Consider the following 22,402-nt stretch of genomic DNA (forward strand, 5'->3'; position numbering starts at 1 on the left):
GATATAAAGGGCAAAATCGATATAACCGACCGAGGATTAGGATTTGGAATTTTTAAATGAATACGGTATTTTTTTAGCAAAAACGATAACATTCGTTTTAGCATTATTATTTGTAGTGGTCAGTATAATCAATCTTACGTCTAAGCAAAAAAAGAGTAATGGACGTTTGGAGATCACCAATTTATCAGAGCAATTTAAAGATGTTGAAGATGAACTTCAGTTACACCTAGTGTCTGAAGATGAAGCTAAAATTTTAGAAAAAGAACAGCACAAAGCAGAAAAGAAAAAACACAAAGATGAATTAAAAGCATTTAAAAAGGCCCATAAAGACAAAGGCAATGATAAAGATGCTGTTACAAAAGAAGACATTGAACCACGTCTTTTTGTACTTGATTTTACCGCGGGGATTGATGCTAAAGAAGTCGCATCATTACGTGAGGAAATTACTGCTATCTTATTTGTTGCGAACGAACATGATGAAGTCTTAGTTCGTTTAGAAAGTGGTGGTGGTGTTGTGCATGGTTATGGACTTGCAAGTTCACAACTGGAACGTTTAAAACAAGCTAATATTAAGTTAACTATCGCGGTTGATAAAGTGGCGGCAAGTGGCGGTTATATGATGGCATGTATTGCTGATCATATTATTGCTGCACCATTTTCAATCGTTGGTTCTATTGGTGTTGTGGCTCAAATACCGAACTTTAACCGTCTATTGAAAAAGAATAATATTGATGTCGAACAACTGACCGCGGGTGAGTTCAAGCGCACATTAACGATGTTTGGCGAGAATGATGACGCTGGACGTGAAAAGTTCCAACAAGAACTTGAAGAAACGCATGTGTTATTTAAAAACTTTGTGAGCACTCACCGACCTGATATGGATATTGAAAAAATAGCCACAGGTGAGCATTGGTTCGGTACCCATGCACACGAACGTGGGTTAGTAGATACTTTACAAACCAGTGATGATTACTTACTAAAAGCGAATAAGTCGAAAACAATTTACATTGTTAAATATGTCGTGCGTAAAAAACTGGCTGAAAAACTAGCCCAAGCAGCATCCATGGCTATTTCGATAAGCCTAAATAAGTTTTTACAGCAAAGTAAGTTCCCACAACAATAAAATTGTAGGTTCATAGCTGTAAAATATGCATTGACATATAAACCACATATTTCAGCTCTATGTGGTTTATTAGTATGATTTTTATATTTTTTTATGGATTATTATGTCAGATAGTTATCGCTCTGCTTATGTAATGTTTTTGTATGAAATATAGACATAAAAAAAATAATTAAAAAATTATTGACTACTATAAGTGTATTCAATGTATATATATAAATAGAGTACAAATATAAGATGATGCTTTTTGACTATCCTTAATCGATAAATTATCAATTGTATTCATCAATTTCATATTATTCATAAATTAAAAGAATCCGTCTGTATGGGAAGATCTCTGGTAATTGTGGAATCGCCAGCAAAAGCGAAGACCATTAATAAATATCTCGGTAAAGACTACATTGTTAAATCAAGTGTGGGCCACGTACGTGATTTACCGACAAGTGGTGGGGCAGCCAAAAAACGAGCGGGTGCACCGACGCTTGCGCAACAAACTAAAGGAATGACGCCAGAAGCTAAAGCTGCATTTAAAGAAAAACGTGATAAAAAATCGTTATATTCGCGTATGGGAATAGACCCAGAAAATGACTGGGCAGCAACGTATCAGATTTTACCTGGTAAAGAAAAAGTCGTTGCTGAATTACAACAACTTGCTGAAAAAGCAGATGTTATCTATCTCGCAACCGATTTGGACCGCGAAGGGGAAGCTATTGCATGGCACCTGCGGGAAATTATTGGTGGTGATGATTCACGTTTCCAGCGTGTCACGTTTAACGAAATTACAAAAACGGCGATCCAAGAAGCATTTGAGCAACCGTCAGAATTGAACATTGATTGTGTGAATGCACAACAAGCGCGTCGTTTCTTAGATCGTGTTGTTGGCTATATGGTCTCGCCGTTACTTTGGAAAAAGATTGCGCGCGGTTTATCTGCTGGACGAGTTCAGTCGGTAGCGGTACGTTTAATCGTAGACAAAGAGCGCGACATTAAAGCGTTCATTCCAGAAGAGTTCTGGGATGTTCATACAGATTTAGTAACCTCTCTGGGTGAGCCATTACGTGTTGAAGCGGTTAAATATGCCGGTGAAACATTTAAACCTGTTAATGAAGCGCAAGCAACCAAAGCGGTTACTGACTTACAAAACGCCAGTTATTCGTTATTAAAACGCGATGACAGAGCGACAAGCAGCAAGCCTAAAGCCCCTTTTATTACGTCAACATTACAGCAGGCGGCAAGTACGCGTCATAGCTATGGCGTTAAACGTACAATGGGTCTGGCACAGCGCTTATATGAAGGCGGTTACATTACTTATATGCGTACTGACTCAACAAACTTGAGTAAAGACGCTGTAGAGAGTGCTCGCGGTTTCATTGAAACAAAATACGGTAAAGATTACTTACCTGCAGAACCGAATTTATACGGGTCTAAAAAAGGCGCGCAAGAAGCCCATGAAGCGATCCGACCTTCTGATGTAAATGTTATGTCAGGCGATTTGAAAGGCATGGATGATGACGCGAAGAAATTATACGAACTAATTTGGCGTCAGTTTGTTGCTTGTCAGATGATGCCTGCACAATACGATTCAACGAAATTGACGATTGCTGCTGGCGAGTATCAGCTTACCGCGAAGGGACGTACTATGCGTTTCCCTGGTTGGACTAAAGCGTTACCACCAATGAGCAAGAAGTCTGAAGACGAAAGTAATTTACCTGTACTTGAAGTGGGTGAAGCGCTAGAGCTGATTACTGTCGACCCACTACAACATTTCACTAAGCCGCCTGCGCGCTTTAATGAAGCGTCATTGGTTAAAGAATTAGAAAAACGTGGTATTGGTCGTCCATCGACATATGCTTCGATTATCTCGACAATTCAAGATCGTGGTTATGTAAAAGTTGAAAACCGTCGCTTCTTCGCTGAAAAAATGGGTGAGATTGTTACTGAGCGTCTTACTGAAAGTTTTGAAGAGTTAATGAACTTCGATTTTACAGCAAGCATGGAGTCTCAACTTGATGGTGTTGCTGAAGGCAAACTGAATTGGATTGATGTACTTAATGAATTCTTTGGTGACTTTAAGAAACAGCTGCTCACCGCTGGTGCTGAAGTGCCTGAAGGCGGTATGCGCTCGAACGAAATGGTTATCACGGATATCGAATGTCCAACATGCCAACGTGAGATGGGTATCCGTACTGCAACTACAGGTGTATTCCTAGGTTGTACTGGTTATAACTTACCACCAAAAGAGCGTTGTAAGAAAACCATTAACCTTGTATCAGGCGAAGAAGCGATTGATTTACTTAATGAAGACGCTGAAACTGAAGCATTAATGGCAAAACGTCGTTGTCCCAAATGCAGTACTGCAATGGACAGCTACCTGATCGACGAAACTCGTAAATTGCACGTTTGTGGTAATAACCCAGAATGTACGGGCTACGAAGTCGAAAAAGGTGAATTCAAGCTAAAAGGCTATGATGGCCCAGTGGTTGAGTGTGACCGTTGTATGTCTGATATGCAGCTTAAAAATGGCCGTTTTGGCAAATACATGGGCTGTACTAACGAAGAATGTAAAAACACGCGTAAGATCCTGAAAAGTGGTGAAGTTGCGCCGCCAAAAGAAGATCCTGTTTTCCTTCCTGAATTGGAATGTGAAAAGTCGGATGCTTACTTTGTACTACGTGACGGTGCTGCGGGCATCTTCTTAGCGGCGAATACTTTCCCTAAATCTCGTGAGACACGTGCTCCGCTGATTGAAGAGTTAGTTCGCTTTAGAGACCGTATCTCATCGAAATTTTATTACTTAGCAGATGCGCCAGCGCAAGACCCAGCAGGTAATAAAGCGATAGTACGCTTCAGCCGTAAGACCAAAGAACAATATGTAATGACCGAAGTGGAGAAGAAAGCCACGGGTTGGACTGCGCATTATATCGATGGTAAGTGGGTTGAAGAAGAGAAGAAGAAAGCTGTGAAGAAGAAAAAGCCAGCAACTGAAAAGTAGTTAGCGATTCTTTCTAGCACCAAATCTATGTCTTTTTAGGTCATTAAGTGGTTATAAGATACCTCAGCATTGCTGGGGTATTTTTTTATGTACTTTTCGACTTATATTTTTCTGCCTATATATAGATAAAAAAAATTAACCTTGCCAAAATTTTATATTATTCTATTCTAGGAACTAACCCTAAATAATTATCTGCACATTAGATTGAACTTTTGAGCATTTGATTGTTCTGAATAGTTACCGATGAAATATAATAGTTAGAATAGTAAACTCACCGCGGCGTATTTTTTAACCACTTAGCTTGAAAATAGCTCTCGTTAGGTGTGGCTGTAATTCCTGCTGTCAAGTTCTTTCTAGACGTCTTACCTTTTTTTGTGTCCGTGATCTTATTTTTGATCTCTTATTGATTTTCCTTATAGTTTTCAAAAATATATTGTGAGTATAATCTATACCAAGTTTTAAGCGTAGTTGTTAAATCTTATTCAAATGGCTTAATCAGATGAATTGTTGGTTTAACTCGCTACTTGTTAGAATACATTAACTCTTGGTTTAACCGATCATTATTAGATGAATCATCTCAGAGAGAGATTTAAGTAATGAGTGAGTTAACTTATAAATCATAAAGGATTTCAAAATGAAAAAGACTATTCTTGCTACTGCAATTTTACTAGCTGGCGCTGCAAACGCTGCTGAAGTTTATAACAACGAAGGTACTACCGTTTCTTTAGGTGGTTCTTTCCGTGGTAACGTTGTTATTGCTGATTCTGATAACGTTAACTTCCAGGATGCTGGTTCACGTTTTGACATTAAAGCAGTTAAAGAACTAGACGACGGTGTTAAAGCATTCGGTCAGATGGAAATTAAATACAACGGTAAAGATGGTGATACACTATTCGTCAACAAGGCTTTCGTTGGTTTCGAACATGACGTATACGGTAAACTTGTTCTTGGTAAAAAACTTGGTCTAAATGATGACTTAGTAATGAATGATTTCTCATATGAGAATGGCGTTTATAGCCACCAAGATGCAGCAGCTGGTTCAGATACACAAGATCAACTTGAATATACTAAAACATTCGGTGGCGCATCAGTAGTTGTTGGTTTAATTGACCAAGATACTTACTCTATCGGTGGTACATACGAAGTTGCAGGTCTGTCTCTTGGTCTTGCTTACAACATCAAAAATGATGCTGATGCAGCTGGTTCTGATAACTCTGCTTTAATCGTTGGCGCACAATACGCTCTTGACGCATTAACATTAGGTGCTCAGTACCAAACATTGGAAGTTGCAGATGTTGATACTTCTGCATACGGTATCGGTGTTCATTACGCACTAGGTCAAGCTGGCGTATACGCTATGTACGATATCCTAGAAGTTGCAAAAGTTGATGGTTCTGAACTTGTAATCGGTGCTGACTACGAAATCGTTAAAGACGTAAAAACATACGTAGAATTTAATTCTAGCGATAGCGATGCAAAAGCTAACTCAGACGAAACTGTATGGTTAGGTGCTCGTGTATACTTCTAATCAACCCTGTTGATTCGTTGCTATAAACAACACTGACTAATGAAACCGTCCGCTTTAAAGTGGACGGTTTTTTTATAAGCGTTCGATTACTGAATGCTTAAAGCCCATCATTTTTCATGTTCAGTTCGAAAGTATGTTTACTTCCTTTTACTTTTATATTCACTAATTTTAATCTGCCTACTCACCAAACGGGTATTTTTACTCATTAATAATATGTGCTATTACCATATCATTCGTTTATAAAGTTTTGATACTATAGTTATTCTTATCAATCAATATTTGGTTATTACTATGCCCAAGCGTATTACCTCAAGCGCCTTTAGTCGCACACTCGTCGCTACAATATTTATCTATATGCTCTTGATGCTGAGTAATACAAGTTTTGTTTATGCACAGGGGCCTGAGCTATCACTGACAAAAGAAACGATTGATATAGTAAATACCAGCCCAGCAAGTAATAAGATCGATTACCTGTCGGCTGACTACCAATCTGTAGATAATGATAATGGCCCTTTCGTTGCAGATAGAAAAAATGCGCGTAAGGCGAAAAACTGGCGTGTTACAGAGGCGTCGGCACTGAATGAGAATAATAAAGAATATGGTTATCGCAATGATGAGATGGCTCGTTTTATTTTTTTAATGGACGCAAGAGATCGCAAACAAAAATTATTAGCCAGTTTGGCGTTGTGGCCTGAACACCAAGCGCAATTGATTAATAATCTGACGAATGAAGAAGGTGTTGGGCGTTTTACTTCTTTGTTTACTATTTTTGTGTTGATGCTTGTATCTGGTTTTATTGTAGAGCGTGTTGTTAGTCTGAAAATGGATTCTTTTTCTGAGAGCGTTGCGAAAGAAAAAAACTCTAGTTTTAAAGACAATCTTGATTACATACTCATGCGCGGATTTTTTCAATATGTAGGCATTGCTATTTTCGCCTTAACTGCCGCGCTGATTGCAGTTTACAACTATAATGAAACCGACCCATTTCGCGTATTAAGTCTGCATGGGCTAGGCCTTGTTGTTAAAATACGTGCATTAATGATTATATTACGACTTGTCTTTGCTCCCTATGCTAAAGGTAATCGATTGTTTAAAATTGACTGTTCGTCGGCGACTCGACTGTATTGGTCAATTCTTATTTTTATGTCGATATATCTTACTATTACAACATCCTGGTATGTCCTCATATTATTCTCGTTAGATACGATCCTATTTGCACTGATTATTCCAGCAACAGGAATGATCTTAAATATTTTATCAATTGCCTTTATTTGGTTTAACCGTAAAACTATTGAAGGTATGTTTATTGATGAAAAAGAAACTAGTTCAGCATTTACCCGGTTTTTACGTCAAACCTGGGCGACCATTTTTACTATTTGGTTGTTTGTGGCTTGGGTATTCTGGGCTATGTACGAATTTTTAGGCTATTACGAGCAAGCAGATAACTTTACGCCTATTTGGTGGTTAACGTTTACTTATCCTATATTAGACCGGTTGATCTTTGTTCTACTTAATCAGCTCAAGCGTATCACATGGTTGCAAAGCCACTCCTTTGAAATGCGTTGTGATAAATTTATCCGCAGAGTCATTATTGCTTTTCGTATCATATTCATCGCTGTTATTTTCTACCATATTGATGCTAGTTTTGATCATAACGCCTGGGAGAAATTAGCGAATAGTCTTGGTGGTTTTATTCAAATGTTTGTGGATATTATCGTTGTTGTTATTATCGCATTCGCTGTTTGGGAAATTATTCAGTCTGCGATTGAGCGTCACCTTCCTTACGATGCGTGCGTGAATAATGACTCAGGTACTTCAACGCTTGAAGGTGAAGGTGGTGGCACTGGTGCATCTCGTTCAGAAACATTGCTACCGCTTGTCCGTTCATTTTTATTAGTGTTCTTGTTTTCATGTGTCGTATTGATGATTTTGAGTATTATGGGTGTTGAAATAGCACCGTTACTCGCTGGTGCGGGTATCGTTGGTATAGCCGTTGGTTTTGGTGCTCAAAAACTCGTACAAGATGTGATTTCAGGTATCTTCTTTTTGCTTGATGATGCATTTCGCCGGGGTGAATATATTGAGGCCGCGAGTCTACGTGGGACCGTCGAGCGTATCTCCATTCGTTCAATTACATTACGCCATCATCTTGGCGCTATACAAACGATTCCTTTTAGTGAAATTGCGACCGTAAGTAACTTATCACGTGACTGGATCACAAAGAAGTTAGAGTTCAGGTTAGACTATAGAACTGACGTTGAAAAGGTGCGTAAGTTGATCAAAAAAGTGGGCCAAAAAATGTTATTACATCCTGAATATGGGCAACATTTCCTACTTCCGTTGAAATCACAAGGAGTGACGAGGGTAGAGGAGTCTGCGCTTATCTTCCGGATGAAGTTTACTTGCGTACCTGGAGAGCAATGGGTTATTCGTCGTGAAGCCTTTAGACTTGTGCAAGAATCATTAAAAGCCAATGGCATTGAGTTTGCTCATCGCTCTGTTCATGTGCTAACTCAGCATGCAGACAAAGAAAGTCTGGAGGATATCATTGAAAAAAATGATGAACTTGCCGAAACATTGGGCGCAGCTGCCGCATTAAGTGTTTCTACTGAGGTAAAAAAGAACGATAAAATAGACTCTGATTATAACTAATCGAGTGTTTATTTTTAATAAAATGAATGGGTTATTAAGTGAGTTGTACGCTATCTTAGGTAACTCTTTTTTGATAACCTTGTCGATCTTAATAATATTTAGTTAAAGAGAATTCAAGTGCGCAGTAAATTGAATAATAGCCGTTTGCTTATTTATAGTCATGACTCTTTTGGTCTTGGGCATTTGCGCCGCTGTAGAACTATCGCGCATGAGCTTGTTGATCGATACAAGGGCTTATCTGTTTTAATTATTACTGGATCACCGATTATTGGTCGCTTTGATTTTAAAGCCCGTGTTGATTTTATTCGTATACCAGGTGTCATTAAGCTCCACAATGGAGAATACACCTCACTTGGCTTACTTATCGATCTTGCTGATACTTTGGCATTACGTGAAGCCATTATTTTGAATACGTCTAAAGTCTTCAAACCGGATATCTTTCTTGTCGATAAAGAGCCTGGTGGATTGAAGGATGAAGTCGTTAGTACGTTAGCCTATTTTAAAGATACTAATACTAAATGTATTCTCGGTTTACGTGATGTGATGGATTCTCCCGAGCTTTTAAAAAAAGAATGGCAGAAAAAAAATGTGATGCCATTACTTGAAAATTTTTATGATGAGCTTTGGGTTTATGGTCCCGCAGAGGTATCTAATCCATTAAAGGGGCTAGATATAAAGCAAGTTGTCACAGATAAAACCTTATTTACTGGTTATTTGCCAAGGCAGTTACCACAAAAGATCGATACCGATTCCATTCAGTTTCCTGATAGCCCTTATATTTTGGTCACCCCTGGTGGTGGTGGTGATGGTGTTGAGATGATTGACTGGGTGTTACGTGCTTATGAGAGTAGCCCAACACTAATGCCTGCCTTGTTTGTACTTGGCCCTTTTATGCCCGCTGCAGATCGTAATGAGTTTTTGCATCGTGCAGAGTTATTGCCGCATGTCGATGCGATCACATTCAGTAATCATCTCGAGCATTTGATGACCGAAGCTGAGGCGGTTATTGCCATGGGTGGCTACAATACGTTCTGTGAAATACTGTCGTTTGATAAGCGTGCATTAATTTTACCTCGAAGCTACCCACGCAAAGAGCAACTAATTCGAGCGAGTAATGCAGCAGACGTTGGCCTGTTATCTATGCTTGATTTGGAGTCTGAGCGTTCAACTGAACTGATGCGTGACAGTATTATTAAATTATTGCAACAAGATAAACCAAGTACACATAGGCTTGATAATTTACTGAATGGCTTAGATTTTGTTGCCGAGAGGTTTGGTGAGTTGGTGTCGAAATAATCTAATCTAGTTTTTTAATTTATTGTTTTTAGTAAGGAATCAGGTATATGTCTGCGCCACGTATTATGTATTATGTGCAATACTTATTAGGTATTGGCCATGTTCGTCGCTCTTCTCTTATTGTTCAAGCATTGTGTGAACAAGGTGCTCATGTTGATGTTATTTTCGGTGGCATGCCCGTTCCGAGTATGTCTTTTGGTGATGCGACTATGCACCAGTTAATAGCAGTTAAAAGTGCGGACTCAGGTTTTAGCGGATTAGTTAAAGCAGATAATACTCCTGTCACTGATGATGATAAAAAAGAACGAACGCAAGCTTTATTGGCCCTTTGTGAAACATTACAACCAGACTTAATTGTCACAGAGACTTATCCTTTTGGTCGCAGGCAAATGCGCTTTGAGTTGTTACCACTACTTAATTGGGCTAAATCACAAAGTAATCCCCCTGTACTCGTCTCTTCTATCCGAGATATTTTGCAGCGTCGTTCAACTATAAGAGAACAAGAGTACGTTAACCTTGTACAAACGTATTACCAGCATGTATTAGTGCATGGAGATAAAAATTTTTATCCATTAGAAAAAAGCTTTCCCGTTGCCGGTATGATTGCCGATAAAATCAGTTATTCCGGATATGTTTGTCCGACTATGGAAAATGGTGATACGTCGCAGAAAACACGGGATACGATAGTTGTGTCTGTCGGAGGCGGCAGTATCGGTAAAGATATTTTAGTTGCAGTGATGGCGTTATTTGATAGTGGGTTTGCAGCGGATAAAAAGTGGTTATTGATTACAGGTCCAAACATGGACAGTGCCGACAAAGCTTATTTTAAAGCGCAGCAACAATCAAACTTACAAGTAGTAGATCTCGCTGATGACTTTTTAAAAGCATTGAATAATGCATATGTGTCAATTTCAAGAGCGGGTTATAACACTGTGATGGACCTATTATTGACCGAAGTGCCAGCAGTCGTAATACCGTTCGAAGGTGAAGGTGAAACTGAGCAGTTAGCGCGAAGTGAAATATTGGTTGAAGGTCGAGTATTACAATCAGTAAAAAATGATGAACTGAGTGTCGAGACATTAAAATATGCGATTAATAACGCAGTTGAGAATAAAGCCAAGAAGGTTAATATCGACAATCAGGGCGCCCATAAAAGTGCGACATTGCTTATTGAATGGGCTACCTCAAGGCATTCGTAAGTCATTAAAGTAATGTTCAAGCTCGATATATGTTTTATGACGTTTCATAACGTTCTAATTATCAAAGTTTAAGGTAAGTCAGTAGTGAAAAAAATAGCATTAGTACTTAAAGGTTATCCACGCCTCTCTGAAACATTTATCGCACAAGAAATTCGTGCATTAGAATTACGTGGATTTGATATTACCTTAGTTTCATTACGTCATCCGACAGATACGAGTGCACACCCTATTCATCAACAGATCGAAGCTGATGTAGTTTATTTACCTGAATATTTACATGATGAACCATTACGTGTATTAAAAGCGTTTGCTCATGTAGTGAAGCGTTATTCATTAAGTAAGGTGATGAAACAATTTGCCATGGATTTGAGGCGAGATACAAGTCGTGGACGTATTCGTCGTTTTGGTCAAGGTTTAGTACTTGCTGCGGAAATGCCTGACGGTATCGAGCAAATGTATGCTCACTTTTTACATACGCCAGCATCAGTCACACGCTATGCCGCATTAATTAATGATCTCCCTTGGTCATGTTCTGCACATGCCAAAGATATTTGGACATCAGAAAAGTGGGATCTTGCCGAAAAACTGACAGAGTTAGAATGGTTGTCTACGTGTACTGCCGCGAACCATCAGTATTTACAATCCCTTGCTCAAGATCCAAGCAAGGTACATTTGGTTTACCACGGTTTAGACTTTACTCGTTTTCAACATGTAGAGCGGCTATCTCGCGCTAATGTTAACGGCAGTTCGGCTGATCATCCGGTTAAAATCATCAGTGTTGGTCGCGCGGTACCGAAGAAGGGTTACGATGATTTACTTAATGCGTTAGCTAAGCTACCAAAGGATTTACATTGGCAGCTAACACATATCGGTGGTGGCGGTATTCTAAAGAGTTTGCGACAACAGGCTAAAAAACTAGGTGTTGAGAAACATATTAAGTGGCAAGGTGCACAGCCACAATTAACCGTGCTTGAAGCTTATCGTGAAAGTGACCTATTTGTACTGGCGAGTAAGATTGTTGCTGATGGTGACAGAGATGGGATGCCTAATGTGTTGATGGAAGCACAAAGCCTGTCAGTATGTTGTCTGGCGACGGATATTTCAGGTATCCCTGAGCTGATTGATAGCGGTGAAAATGGTGTATTAGTTGAGTCGAACAATGTTGATCAACTTGCTGCTGCATTAGAGGCATTATTACGTGATGGTGAAAAACGAGAACGTCTAGGATTAGAGGGGCAGAAGCAACTTCATCGACGCTTTGATGTCAAAATTGGTATCGACCAGTTAGAAAAGCTTTTTGATAGCCGTGACTGATACAAGCGTAAAAATAGGCATTGCATTTTATGCGCCGCTTAAATCGCCCTTACATCCGATACCTTCGGGTGACCGAAAAATAGCGCGTTTATTTATACGTGCGTTGGAGCAGGGCGGTTATCATGTTGAACTTGCGAGTCAGTTGCGCACTTTTGATAAGCGAGGTGATAGTCATCGTCAACAACGCTTGATTATTGTTGCTAAAAAAGAAGCGACTAGAATTATGCGTCGCTGGAACAAGCAAGGTTTTAAACCGCAAGCTTGGTTTAGTTATCATCTGTATTACAAAGCCCCTGATTTAATAGGCCCAATCATTTGTCAGGCGCTTCATATCCCTTACATTGTGGCGGAAGCTTCATGGGCAGAGAAACGTGCCAAGGGGGGCTGGGCTCTGTATCACCAGCAAGTGGCTGCAGGATTAAAACTCGCGAGCAAAGTCATCTGTATTAACCCAAGAGATAAAATAGCACTTGTTGACTTCTATTCTCGGTCGCAGAAGCAATATCACTCTCCACTCGTGTCACTGAATGCTTTTATCGATGATCACCCTGTTAATGATGAGGCTTCTTATGTAAACATTGAGCATTCTCAGGCACGCAAAAATAGCGGTGAACTAACCGCTATTTTAACGCGAGAAGGTATCGCTGCTAAATATGGCTTAGAGAGTGATTTACCTTGGCTTATTACAATTGCAATGATGCGCAGTGGCGATAAATATCATTCCTATCAGCAGTTAAGTTCAGTGGCCGATTTGTTACAAGAGCCTCACCAGTTATTGATTATTGGTGATGGCGTGATGCAAGCTGAAGTCCGATCTCTTTTTGTTCAACACCAGCAAGTCAAATTCGCAGGAACACTTGAAAGCAGTCAAATACGAGAATTATTACCGCACTTCGAATTACTCGTTTGGCCAGCGATAAATGAAGCGCTGGGCATGATATTTTTAGAAGCTCAGCAAGGAGGCGTTGCAGTTGTTGCTGGTGATCAGGGGGGCGTTAGCTCAATTGTGAATAACCATGTTACAGGTATCTTGGTTGATGCGTATAACGCGCAAGAAATGTCAGTAATGATTGATAGTTTACTGCAAAATCATGAAAAATTAAAAGCCATGAAACAAGCGGCCACTCAGTATATTATTCAACATCATTCTATTGAGGCCAGCGCGCGGCAGCTCAATTGTGTCATTCAAGATGCGATATCAAATTCGTTGGATAAGATATGATCCATGTTTATTTCATCCGTCATGGGCAAACGCAATGGAACTTTGAACGGCGTTTACAGGGGCGTACTGACATTCCGTTGAATGAGGCGGGAAGGCAACAAATTAACGCTTATCAGTTACCATCGAATTTGGTATCGCTACAATGGTTTCACAGTCCGCTGTTAAGAGCCCAACAAACGGCCGAATTACTCTGTGTTGATGCACTGGCCGAAATGGCTTTGATTGAAATGAGTTGGGGCGAGTGGGAAGGTAAAACCTTACCGCAATTAAGCGCTCAAGATCCAAGTTACTTTGCTAAACAAGAAGCGCTAGGGTTAGATTTGTGCCCACAAAATGGTGAGTCACCAAGATTGGTTGCTGCGCGAGTAAGCACTTGGGTTGAGTCTTTGGCTATTGATAACCAAGATCAGCATATAGGCTGCGTCAGTCATAAAGGTGTTATCCGCGCTATATATGCACTCGCGACGAATTGGAACATGTTAGGAAAAGCACAGCATAAAATGAATTATCGCTGCGCCCAACACTTTTGCTTTGATCGCGGGAACTGGTCTATTATTGAGCTTAATATTCCGTTATAAGCGTGTACTTCAAGCCAGTTTGTGTAAGGCTCCCAATTGTTAAGAGAGCCTATTATTGATATTGTGATAATATATTAGTATTAAAAAACTAAATTAACTTGTGCAGAACCGACAACCGCTTCGGCTTTATTGGTAAACACGTATGTTAGCCCTGTATTTGTGTCTGTTTCAGTGAATGATGTGTCTTTACCTACGATATAAGCTGCCGCTAAATCAAGAGAAAGTGTTTTGCTTATTTTGAATGTTAGACCAGCGGTGTACCACTGGCGCTCAGAGTCTGGAATACTTATTGTCGTATCGCCGGCTGCTTCATCTAATGCGTAACCAGCGCGTAATATCACTTTGTTGCCTAAGTAATATGATAGGGCAGCTGAATAGCGGATGTTATCTTCGTAGTTATAACCTTTTTCAAATAATACAACGTCATTATTTTGAGCTAGCAGACCTCGCAGGCCATCGAAGCTGCTCCATTCAGTCCAGACAACACCGTATTGTAGAGCTATATGACCAAAACGATGATATCCACCGAGTTCTGCCATAGCTGGTAATGATAAATCTAACTGACCTTCTAAGTTAGCGCCTTGATAGTTTGAGTATTCTCCTTCAAACGAGAGCTCTACTTCTGAACGGTAACTGACACCAATTTTATGGTTATCACTCAAGTCAAATAACAGGCCTGCATTCCAACCAAAGCCAAAATCATCACCTTCCATGATAAAGGCTTGAGAACCGCCTGCTAGTCCAGATAATTGAGCGTTATTTGCTGCAATTGCACCGCCAAGTTGAGCTGGCGTCGCCCCAGCTTGAGCTGCGGCCGAAATGCCTTGCATCGCACCAAGTGCGGCAGCATCACCAAGGTTACGTTCAAGTTCAGCAGATCCATAGACGATCTGTGCACCAACACCTAGGCGTATTTTACTGCCTAATTTAATTGCTAAGCTTGGATTTAAATTAAATGTCGTTAAGTGGGTGGAGCCACCAAGTAGCCCTGCTGCATAACTATCCGGAAATTCAGTGTTGGTACCATAATTTGTGTATCCAGCTAAACCAATGGCGAGTTTATTACCGACAGGAAGCACCGCGTAAACAGAAGGGAGTGTTGCTGGGTTTACAGAGTTTTCAACATCATAATCAGACTTACTTGGTCCACTGTAATTTGTCCCAAACCCGTTATTAAAACTGGCGTAGTAAGGGGCGAGTGGAGTGTTTTCACCAGTCGTCTCCACTGTTGGATCTATATAAGCCCCACCAAATGAAAACGCAAACTTGTTAAATGAGGCGGCAGCCGCAGGGTTAGTCGCAATCACTGCGACATTGTCCGTATTTGCTGCAAAACCCGCGTTAGCATTACCGAGTGCTGACGCTGATTGTACGTTAACTTGGAACCCTGCGGCTGATGCCTGAGCGCTAGCTAAAATTGTTGCTGTTATTGTTGCTTTAACTATCGATTCAACTATCGATCTAGATACGACACTTCTTTTGAACAAATTTGATTTTTGCATGACTAATCCCTGTCTCATATAAATTATGTAAAATACATCCATGTTTATTACAGATTTACTCGAAACGCATTGATGCACGTTTGCTACCTGAGTGGAACTTATTATAGAGAAATAGTGGTATGTTTATGCGAGAGGAAGAGGGATGTTGTTAGTAATACAATAAAAATTAGAATGACCGTTTAAAGTGTGCGTTCACTATCGGATTGTGGCTATTTTTAGCATGCATTTTATAGTATTAATGTTTTCTAATGTGTTTTAGTGATAATAGTATTAACCGTCTTTTTAGATACAATAAGTTAGAGCCTACACTCTATCCATGTGGGTTATTCTATTAATTGATAATTTAGTTGAAATCCAAGTATCGTGCTATTGCCCTCTGTACTTATATCAAAGCTGTCTTGGCCAACAGTATCTTTAATTCGCGTGGTTTCATATTTGACATAAGTAAGGCCTATATCGAAACTTAATGAATTACTTGCATAATAGGATAAGCCAACACTGAAATTTGTTTTCTTATCAAAGGGAATCGAGAAGGTTGCGCTTTCAGTTGATTTTTCTGTTGACGCCCCACTTCGTAACCAGACTACATCATTTAATTTATAGTTAACGGCGAATGCAACTTTCCAACTATCCTCTGCGTTAACTGACTCTGTCAAACATTGACCTTGCGGTAGGTTAAACCCCGAATTAGCAGGGCAATCTGGATGTGATACCGAAATGGAATTTAGGCTTTCCCATCCATACCAAGCGAATGAATACTGTACTGATAGTCGTTGATCAAGTAGGTGAAGGCCTGAAAATGTTAATTCACTTGGAATTGCCATCGTCAGCCTTGTCGTATCTTGAAATACTAAATCATTATTACCCGCCAATGTGGTAAATGGGCCTTCTGTTTCAATATCACTCGCAGACCGATAGGATAGCCCAAACTGGTGATGTGTGTTTAGTTGATAAAGTATGCCGATATTAAATCTAAAACTGATACCCGTACCATTATAATCTTGATAAATCTGACTCGGATTATTGGTATTTTGTGAGCCATAGTTTGTTGTTAATTGATAGTTACCATAAATAGCACTTACACCCGCACCAACATAAAAATAGTCCGTTAATTTGAGTGCTATATTTGGGCTAATTTCATAGGTGAATAAGGATCTCCGCCCTGCAAGAAGACCTACGGGATATTCAGTATCATAGTTGTTACGGACGTTATAATTAGAAAAAGTAGCAAACCCAAGTGACCATTTATCATTAATGGGAAATGCAAAGTAGCCAGAAGGGACGATATAATTATCACCGATTCCAGCGTTATCCAATGCTTCAGGATCACCATTGGAATAGTACTCACCAGTAATGTCTTTTTCAGATTGAATTAAGATACCTGCGATAGCCATACTTGGATATGAAAACGCAGCTATGATCGCGGGGTTCACGGCTATATTTGCTAGGTTAGTCGTGTCTGCTGCCGCGCCTGCACCAGCATTGCTGAGTTCTATGGCTGAGGTTGTTGAGGATTGGTATGATGCTGCATATGTCGAAGGGCTGTAATAAAATATGAGACTAAGGAGAGCGCTTAGGTAGGTGATGGATGAATCACGGCTACAACTTTTTATCATATTGATACCCCTAAAATAATGTTTTATTTTAAGGTTAGTCGAAAATAAAAATAGCGCCATAAGACGCTATTTTTATTACTGTATTTAAGTATTCAGTTACTTAGCTAAATACGCTTAGAAACGGTAGTTTGCTTGTGCTGAAGCAATGATTGCATCACCTGAAGATTTAAAACCGTATTCCATACCTGGAACTGGCGTTTCTGTAAATTCAACTTCTTCTACATAGATATAAGCAACACCAAAATCAAGGCTTAGATTACTACTTGCATTATATGTTGCACCTACTGTATACCAAAAGCGATCTGATTCGGGGATACTTAGTGTAGTTTCACCTGCTGACTCGTCTAAAGCGAAGCCTGCGCGTAATATTACTTTATCTATCGTATATTCAGCACCAATAGAATAACGCATACTGTCATTAAAGCTTTCTTCTTTTAAGAAACACTCGCCATCTTTGCAAGATGAACTTGTTGCTCGAAGTTCTTCAAACTTGCTCCACTCTGTCCAAAGTACGCTATAAGATACAGCAAATGATTCATTTAAAGCATGATACCCAGAAAATTCAGCTGTGGCAGGTAATGGAAGGTCAAGTGATGCTTTAACTTTATTATCGCCGCTTGTTACACCAGTAAAGTCACCTTCAAAGTCAAGATCTACTTGTGAGCGATAAGCTAAGCCAATGCGGTTATTTTTATTGATTTCATATAATGCACCCGTATTCCAGCCAATAGCCCATGCATCACCTTCCAAAAGGAAGAGTTCTTTACCTGGGTTGTTTACTGCTCTTGCGGTTGCGGCTGCGTCTGCGTCACTAGCACCATTCTTTTTAGCGGCAGAAAAACCTCCTGCAGCAATGATATCACCATAGTTACGCTTGATTGCGGCTTTACCATAAACAGCACTAACACCAAAACCTAAACTTAGTTGTTCAGTTGCTTTAAAAGCAATATTCGGATTGATATTTAATGTTAATAAGTCAGTTTTACCAGCCGCAGCACCGGCCGCATAGTCATCCTCAAATTCAGTTGTTACACCGTAGCTTGAGAAAATACCAAGACCAAAAGTTAATTTATCATTGATTGGTTGGATAAAATATGTAGCAGGAACAAAAGCACTATGTACCATATCATCAGCATTTAGTTCGTTTACATCACGGCCTAAAACTGCACCGACGCTAGTATCTTTCACACCTGTAATATCAACATTAGGCTCAACATAAGAACCAGCGAAAGATAATTCAGCTTGTTTAAAGCGTGTCATTGCAGCGGGGTTGCGTGCAAGTACTGATGCATTATCAGCAACGGCTGCTTCACCAGCAAAAGCTCGTCCAAGACCAGATGCTGAATGTTCGCTTACTTGGAAACCAGCAGCAGAAGATTGTGCAGTTACCAGCAGTAGAGCTGTAGCAAGCGTTGTTTTTTTTAATTTAGACATAGTTAATTACTCATCTTTATAAGTTTATTTTGGTTAACTCGTTACTGGTTTAGATCTCTGAGATAGAAAAACAAAGTTCCTTTTGTTTATTCTTTAAGTATCAAGGTCAGACCAGTTGTCGGTAGTATGAATAAATAGTAACTGCTTGTTCATGTTTTGTAATTAAGAATAATCACAGTGTGTAATGTTTGGTTATTAAGGCTTGACGTTTAATTGAAAAAATAGTTGATGGTTGGTGGTTGGTTAAGTCGCTGATAGTTAATGGTTTATTTCAGCGTACACGTGTTGTTATTAAATTGTTATCGCTATCAAATAAATTAGAGTAGTTGTTCTTATCACTATCAAGTCAAAATCAATGTTTGAATTTGTGATCTATATCATATAACCGTGTCAATCTTTTTTGAGACATTTCTTTGTCAAGTGTCACGTATGTCACATTTTGCTATGTTATTGTTTATAATATACTCACCGTTCGGTTTGCTGATAGTGCATCTTGAAGTCGCTTGGGTATAAATACAAAACCTTATAGCAAAAAAGCCACGTCATTTTCTCTAAGAGAGAATGACGTGGCTTCAAAGGATTACTTAAAAAGAGTTACAATTAAGCTTCTTCTTTAAACTCTGCCATAAATTGATGTGCAGTTTCCATCATGTCTACAGAACCTGTAAAGAAAGGTACACGTTGGTGTAATTCTGTCGGTTTTAGATCTAGAATCGGTGTGTAACCATCTGTCGCTAGTGCACCAGCTTGTTCAGCAAGGAAAGCCATTGGGTTGCACTCGTATAATAAGCGTAGTTTCCCCGTTGGTGCTTGTGCTGTTTGTGGGTAAATGTAGATACCACCCTTAAGCAGGTTACGGTGGAAATCAGAAACGAGAGAACCAATATAACGTGAAGTATAAGGACGGTTGGTTGTTTCGTCTTCTTCTTGGCAATACTTAATGTATTTCTTCACACCAAGTGGGAATTTGCTGTAGTTACCTTCATTTATCGAATATATTTTACCAGATTTAGGGAAGGTTAACGCTTCATGAGATAAGCAGAATACACCAATTGATGGGTCATAAGTGAAACCATGAACACCATTACCGGTTGTAAATACCAGCATAGTTGATGAACCATATACAACATAACCCGCTGCAACTTGCTTACGGCCAACTTGTAAAAAGTCATCCATTGAAACTGGACCGCCAACAGGTGATATGCGACGGTAAATAGAGAAAATGGTACCAACAGATACATTTACATCAATGTTTGATGAACCGTCTAGTGGATCCATTAATACTACATAATTAGCATTACGGCTGTTTTGGTTGTCGAAAAATACATAATGATCTTCTTCTTCAGAAGCAATACCACAAACTTCACCACGCGCAATCAATGCATTTTTAAATACTTCGTTCGCATACATGTCTAATTTTTGTTGCTCTTCGCCTTGGATATTTTCAATGCCACTTGCACCTGTTATGTCAACTAGGCCTGCTTTATTGATCTCGCGGTTTACAATTTTAGCAGCAAGTTTAATTGCACTTAATAATGCTGTTAATTCACCTTTTGCATGTGGAAAATCAGATTGATTTTCAATGATGAATTCACCAAGTGTTTTATGTATTGACATTCCAATTCCTTAATAAAGCAATAATTAAATCCGATAGCTACTGCTATTTTGCGCTTTTTTAGGGGGGAGATCTAGTGTGGGTTGTAGATAAATGTATGTAATTTGTAAAATGACTTGTTAACTTTCAGTTAACGCTGACATTCTTTCACTTGAAAGCCTTAAATGCTCATATGAATCTTAAACTTTCATAGTAGAGATATATTGCTTAATGTTCGAACATTAATTTATGTGTTTTTTATGTTCGAAAACGAACTTTATGGGCGTGTTGTTATTTTCTTAAACGAAGTTGGCGCCATGTTAAAGCGCCAATTTTGTCTTTTTTCAGTAAAACCTATGGGTTAAGCTCGGTTTTTATCTCGGGTTGTTGTTTTTTTGTTATTGTGTTTTTCGAGCCTTTAAGTTTGGTTAATTGTGCTAATAATACTTGTCCATTCCAATTCGTTATTTCAGCGTTGTTACCGTAAGTAAACGTAAATAGAGCTTGGCAAGCTTGCTGGCATTCTTTACTCATCGGCAGTGAGGTTAGTTGTGGATTTTTGATTTCAGGCCAGCACTGCTTAAACCACAAATGCAATAATTGGCTACTTTGGTTGGCATCATTATTCTTCAGTGCGGTTTGTAATTGTGGCCAGATATTATCTGTTTTAGCTGCAACGGTTATTTCGGGGCTAGGCGCTTTATGCCTGCGTTTGCGTAAGATAAACCAAGCTACGCAAGTTAATATCCACAAGCCCGCAAAAATAAAAGTTAACCAACGCCATAATGGTGATTCAGTTGGTGCTGTCGATAGGGTTTGTATATTTTCCTGATTACTATCGTTAGATGTCAGAAGTGGAGTTTGGTCATTTTGATTAGCTATATTATTTTCACTCGGTAGTATGGTTACTGTTTTAGCGGGTAGCGTCGCCCATTCTTGTTGTTGTGTTTTACTATTAAACCAAGGCACTGATATTTCTGGTAGTGTTAGTTCACCAAGTTGATTAGGTATGATGGCAAAACTTAATACCTGCTGCGAGAAGTAATGGCCTTGTTGTGCAAAGTCTGTCAACTGTGGTTTGTCAGGATAGATCTTGACTGTTTGGGGCCAGCTAATAGCTAAATCGGGTAGCGCTGATTTATCTACATTCGCAACCGTTAGTGTGATCGTTCGGGTTATTGGTTCACCTTGTTGATAGTTCTCTTGCGATGGTTGTAACTCTTCGTTGAGTTGAACAAAGTCACTGACTAGCCATTCGCCTTTATAGTCTTTTGGTTGTGCCTGTATATTTACATCTAAAGTGTCAGCTTGGATAATTACTGGTGTTATAGGTCCAAAACGATAGCCGCGCTTTGCTGTACTTACCTGGCCTTCAAACTGACTTGGTGAAATAGTTGTTTTTCCCGCGGTATTAATTGTGATGGAATATTGACGTGTGATTGTTTCAAAGCGTCTACCGTCAACGACTTGACTGGCATTTTCATCTTTGCCTATTTGTTTTACTACGCCGTCTACCACTGTTGGCTCGATGAGGTTGCCAGATTGCATCTTGGTATTTTGCGCAAAATATAAGGTTGTCGTATAGATGAACTGCTGACCAACATAAATATTTTTCTCCGAAATATTTACTTTTAATTCTATATTTCGGTTATTGAGACCGCGGCTACTTGCAGTCGCCGATGAGATGACATTTATTTTAATCGGTTGTGTTGTAGCTCCATCAATTGTAAAGGCGGGAATGGTATAAGCACCTATATTTCTTGCCATTAATACGGTTGTAAGTGATGTGATATGGGATGACTTGCCATTGATATTATAAGATTGGCTATTAATTGAAGTTCTACCCACGACAAAGTCAGCCAGTAGTGCTGAATTATCCCAGTCACTGGCGCTAATACTTTCATTGGCACGGATTTCGAGGATAAAACTACTCCCTTGCACAATCGGGTTTTGATTGACGGATGCTGTTATTTTTAATGCTGCACTCGCTTGAAAACTAAGTGTAAATAACAAGCCTGTAAGAATGAGAAGATTCGCCATTAGTGAGAATTTAGAAACACGGCTACGTGTCTGAATTGCCTTTACCATATTTGCTCCGAACTATTTTGCTGATTTGATTCAGCTTTACGTTGCTGACTTTCTATATACATTTTATTTTTTAATAACCGCGAAGGGTCATCGGGAATATTCCGTAGCCATTTTTGTAAGCGTTTTTGTTGCTCTTTTTCTAATGGCGTCTGCTGTGTTGCTGATAAACTTTGGTTGCTACCTTCCTCAGCACCATCATCGGACTCATCTTGTTGACCTGCTAGGCTTTGACTGTCTTGCTGGCTCAGACTGTCTTGCTGGCTTTGA

Annotated in this window: 14 protein-coding genes and 1 pseudogene; 9 read left to right on the plus strand and 6 right to left on the minus strand. The window is 39.4% G+C overall.

What is annotated here, in order from left to right; all coding sequences use genetic code 11:
- Nucleotides 1-43: 43 nt before the first annotated feature.
- The 9 genes from sohB (at nt 44) to BT797_RS04890 (ending at nt 13,901) form a co-directional block, all read left to right on the plus strand.
- Entirely contained in the window at nt 44-1,123 is a 1,080-nt protein-coding gene (gene sohB, locus BT797_RS04850; RefSeq protein WP_075471223.1) for a protease SohB, read from the plus strand.
- Between the two features lie 322 nt (nt 1,124-1,445).
- Nucleotides 1,446-4,112 carry a type I DNA topoisomerase gene (gene topA, locus BT797_RS04855; protein ID WP_075471224.1) on the plus strand — a complete coding sequence of 889 codons (2,667 nt, stop codon included), beginning with the start codon at nt 1,446-1,448 and terminating at the stop codon, nt 4,110-4,112.
- Between the two features lie 634 nt (nt 4,113-4,746).
- Entirely contained in the window at nt 4,747-5,640 is an 894-nt protein-coding gene (locus tag BT797_RS04860; RefSeq protein ID WP_075471225.1) for a porin, read from the plus strand.
- 291 nt (nt 5,641-5,931) lie between these two features.
- Nucleotides 5,932-8,292: a mechanosensitive ion channel family protein gene (locus BT797_RS04865; protein WP_045109702.1), complete on the plus strand. Its 2,361-nt coding sequence runs from the start codon at nt 5,932-5,934 to the stop codon at nt 8,290-8,292.
- A 117-nt stretch (nt 8,293-8,409) separates the two neighbouring features.
- Complete coding sequence (locus BT797_RS04870) at nt 8,410-9,588, plus strand: glycosyltransferase family protein (RefSeq protein WP_075471226.1); 1,179 nt, start codon at nt 8,410-8,412, stop codon at nt 9,586-9,588.
- A gap of 47 nt (nt 9,589-9,635) precedes the next feature.
- A complete protein-coding gene (locus tag BT797_RS04875) occupies nt 9,636-10,787 on the plus strand; it encodes a glycosyltransferase family protein (RefSeq protein ID WP_045109704.1) in 1,152 nt (383 codons plus the stop codon).
- A gap of 84 nt (nt 10,788-10,871) precedes the next feature.
- Complete coding sequence (locus BT797_RS04880) at nt 10,872-12,101, plus strand: glycosyltransferase family 4 protein (protein ID WP_075471227.1); 1,230 nt, start codon at nt 10,872-10,874, stop codon at nt 12,099-12,101.
- On the plus strand, nt 12,094-13,323 hold the full coding sequence (locus BT797_RS04885) for a glycosyltransferase family 4 protein (RefSeq protein ID WP_082276010.1): 1,230 nt from the start codon (nt 12,094-12,096) through the stop codon (nt 13,321-13,323). Before BT797_RS04880 ends, BT797_RS04885 begins: the two co-directional genes overlap by 8 nt.
- Nucleotides 13,320-13,901 carry a histidine phosphatase family protein gene (locus tag BT797_RS04890; protein ID WP_075471228.1) on the plus strand — a complete coding sequence of 194 codons (582 nt, stop codon included), beginning with the start codon at nt 13,320-13,322 and terminating at the stop codon, nt 13,899-13,901. The genes BT797_RS04885 and BT797_RS04890 overlap by 4 nt, the downstream gene beginning before the upstream one ends.
- Before the next feature lie 80 nt (nt 13,902-13,981).
- On the opposite strand, the gene BT797_RS04895 is transcribed toward BT797_RS04890, so the two are convergent.
- The 6 genes and pseudogenes from BT797_RS04895 to BT797_RS23785 all read right to left on the minus strand — a co-directional run.
- Nucleotides 13,982-15,403 (minus strand): OmpP1/FadL family transporter, encoded by a 1,422-nt coding sequence (locus BT797_RS04895; protein ID WP_075471229.1) that lies wholly within the window; start codon nt 15,401-15,403, stop codon nt 13,982-13,984.
- Between the two features lie 323 nt (nt 15,404-15,726).
- Complete coding sequence (locus BT797_RS04900) at nt 15,727-17,019, minus strand: OmpP1/FadL family transporter (RefSeq protein ID WP_075471230.1); 1,293 nt, start codon at nt 17,017-17,019, stop codon at nt 15,727-15,729.
- A gap of 114 nt (nt 17,020-17,133) precedes the next feature.
- Nucleotides 17,134-18,453 carry an outer membrane protein transport protein gene (locus BT797_RS04905; protein WP_075471231.1) on the minus strand — a complete coding sequence of 440 codons (1,320 nt, stop codon included), beginning with the start codon at nt 18,451-18,453 and terminating at the stop codon, nt 17,134-17,136.
- A 600-nt stretch (nt 18,454-19,053) separates the two neighbouring features.
- Entirely contained in the window at nt 19,054-20,070 is a 1,017-nt protein-coding gene (fbp, locus tag BT797_RS04910; RefSeq protein WP_045109710.1) for a class 1 fructose-bisphosphatase, read from the minus strand.
- A 331-nt stretch (nt 20,071-20,401) separates the two neighbouring features.
- A complete protein-coding gene (locus BT797_RS04915) occupies nt 20,402-22,135 on the minus strand; it encodes a BatD family protein (protein ID WP_075471232.1) in 1,734 nt (577 codons plus the stop codon).
- A pseudogene (locus BT797_RS23785) lies at nt 22,129-22,402 on the minus strand (hypothetical protein); the annotation flags it as partial. The gene BT797_RS04915 and the pseudogene BT797_RS23785, both read right to left, overlap by 7 nt.

The sequence above is a fragment of the Moritella viscosa genome (assembly GCF_900120065.1).
Taxonomy (GTDB): Bacteria; Pseudomonadota; Gammaproteobacteria; order Enterobacterales; family Moritellaceae; genus Moritella; species Moritella viscosa.

What these genes read in the sequence shown, in the direction of transcription:
- topA (WP_075471224.1), top strand. Translation starts at nt 1,446, where the DNA reads ATGGGAAGATCTCTGGTAATTGTGGAATCGCCAGCAAAAGCGAAGACC.
- BT797_RS04860 (WP_075471225.1), top strand. Translation starts at nt 4,747, where the DNA reads ATGAAAAAGACTATTCTTGCTACTGCAATTTTACTAGCTGGCGCTGCA.
- BT797_RS04865 (WP_045109702.1), top strand. Translation starts at nt 5,932, where the DNA reads ATGCCCAAGCGTATTACCTCAAGCGCCTTTAGTCGCACACTCGTCGCT.
- BT797_RS04875 (WP_045109704.1), top strand. Translation starts at nt 9,636, where the DNA reads ATGTCTGCGCCACGTATTATGTATTATGTGCAATACTTATTAGGTATT.
- BT797_RS04890 (WP_075471228.1), top strand. Translation starts at nt 13,320, where the DNA reads ATGATCCATGTTTATTTCATCCGTCATGGGCAAACGCAATGGAACTTT.
- BT797_RS04895 (WP_075471229.1), bottom strand. Translation starts at nt 15,403, where the DNA reads ATGCAAAAATCAAATTTGTTCAAAAGAAGTGTCGTATCTAGATCGATA.
- BT797_RS04900 (WP_075471230.1), bottom strand. Translation starts at nt 17,019, where the DNA reads ATGATAAAAAGTTGTAGCCGTGATTCATCCATCACCTACCTAAGCGCT.
- BT797_RS04905 (WP_075471231.1), bottom strand. Translation starts at nt 18,453, where the DNA reads ATGTCTAAATTAAAAAAAACAACGCTTGCTACAGCTCTACTGCTGGTA.
- fbp (WP_045109710.1), bottom strand. Translation starts at nt 20,070, where the DNA reads ATGTCAATACATAAAACACTTGGTGAATTCATCATTGAAAATCAATCT.
- BT797_RS04915 (WP_075471232.1), bottom strand. Translation starts at nt 22,135, where the DNA reads ATGGTAAAGGCAATTCAGACACGTAGCCGTGTTTCTAAATTCTCACTA.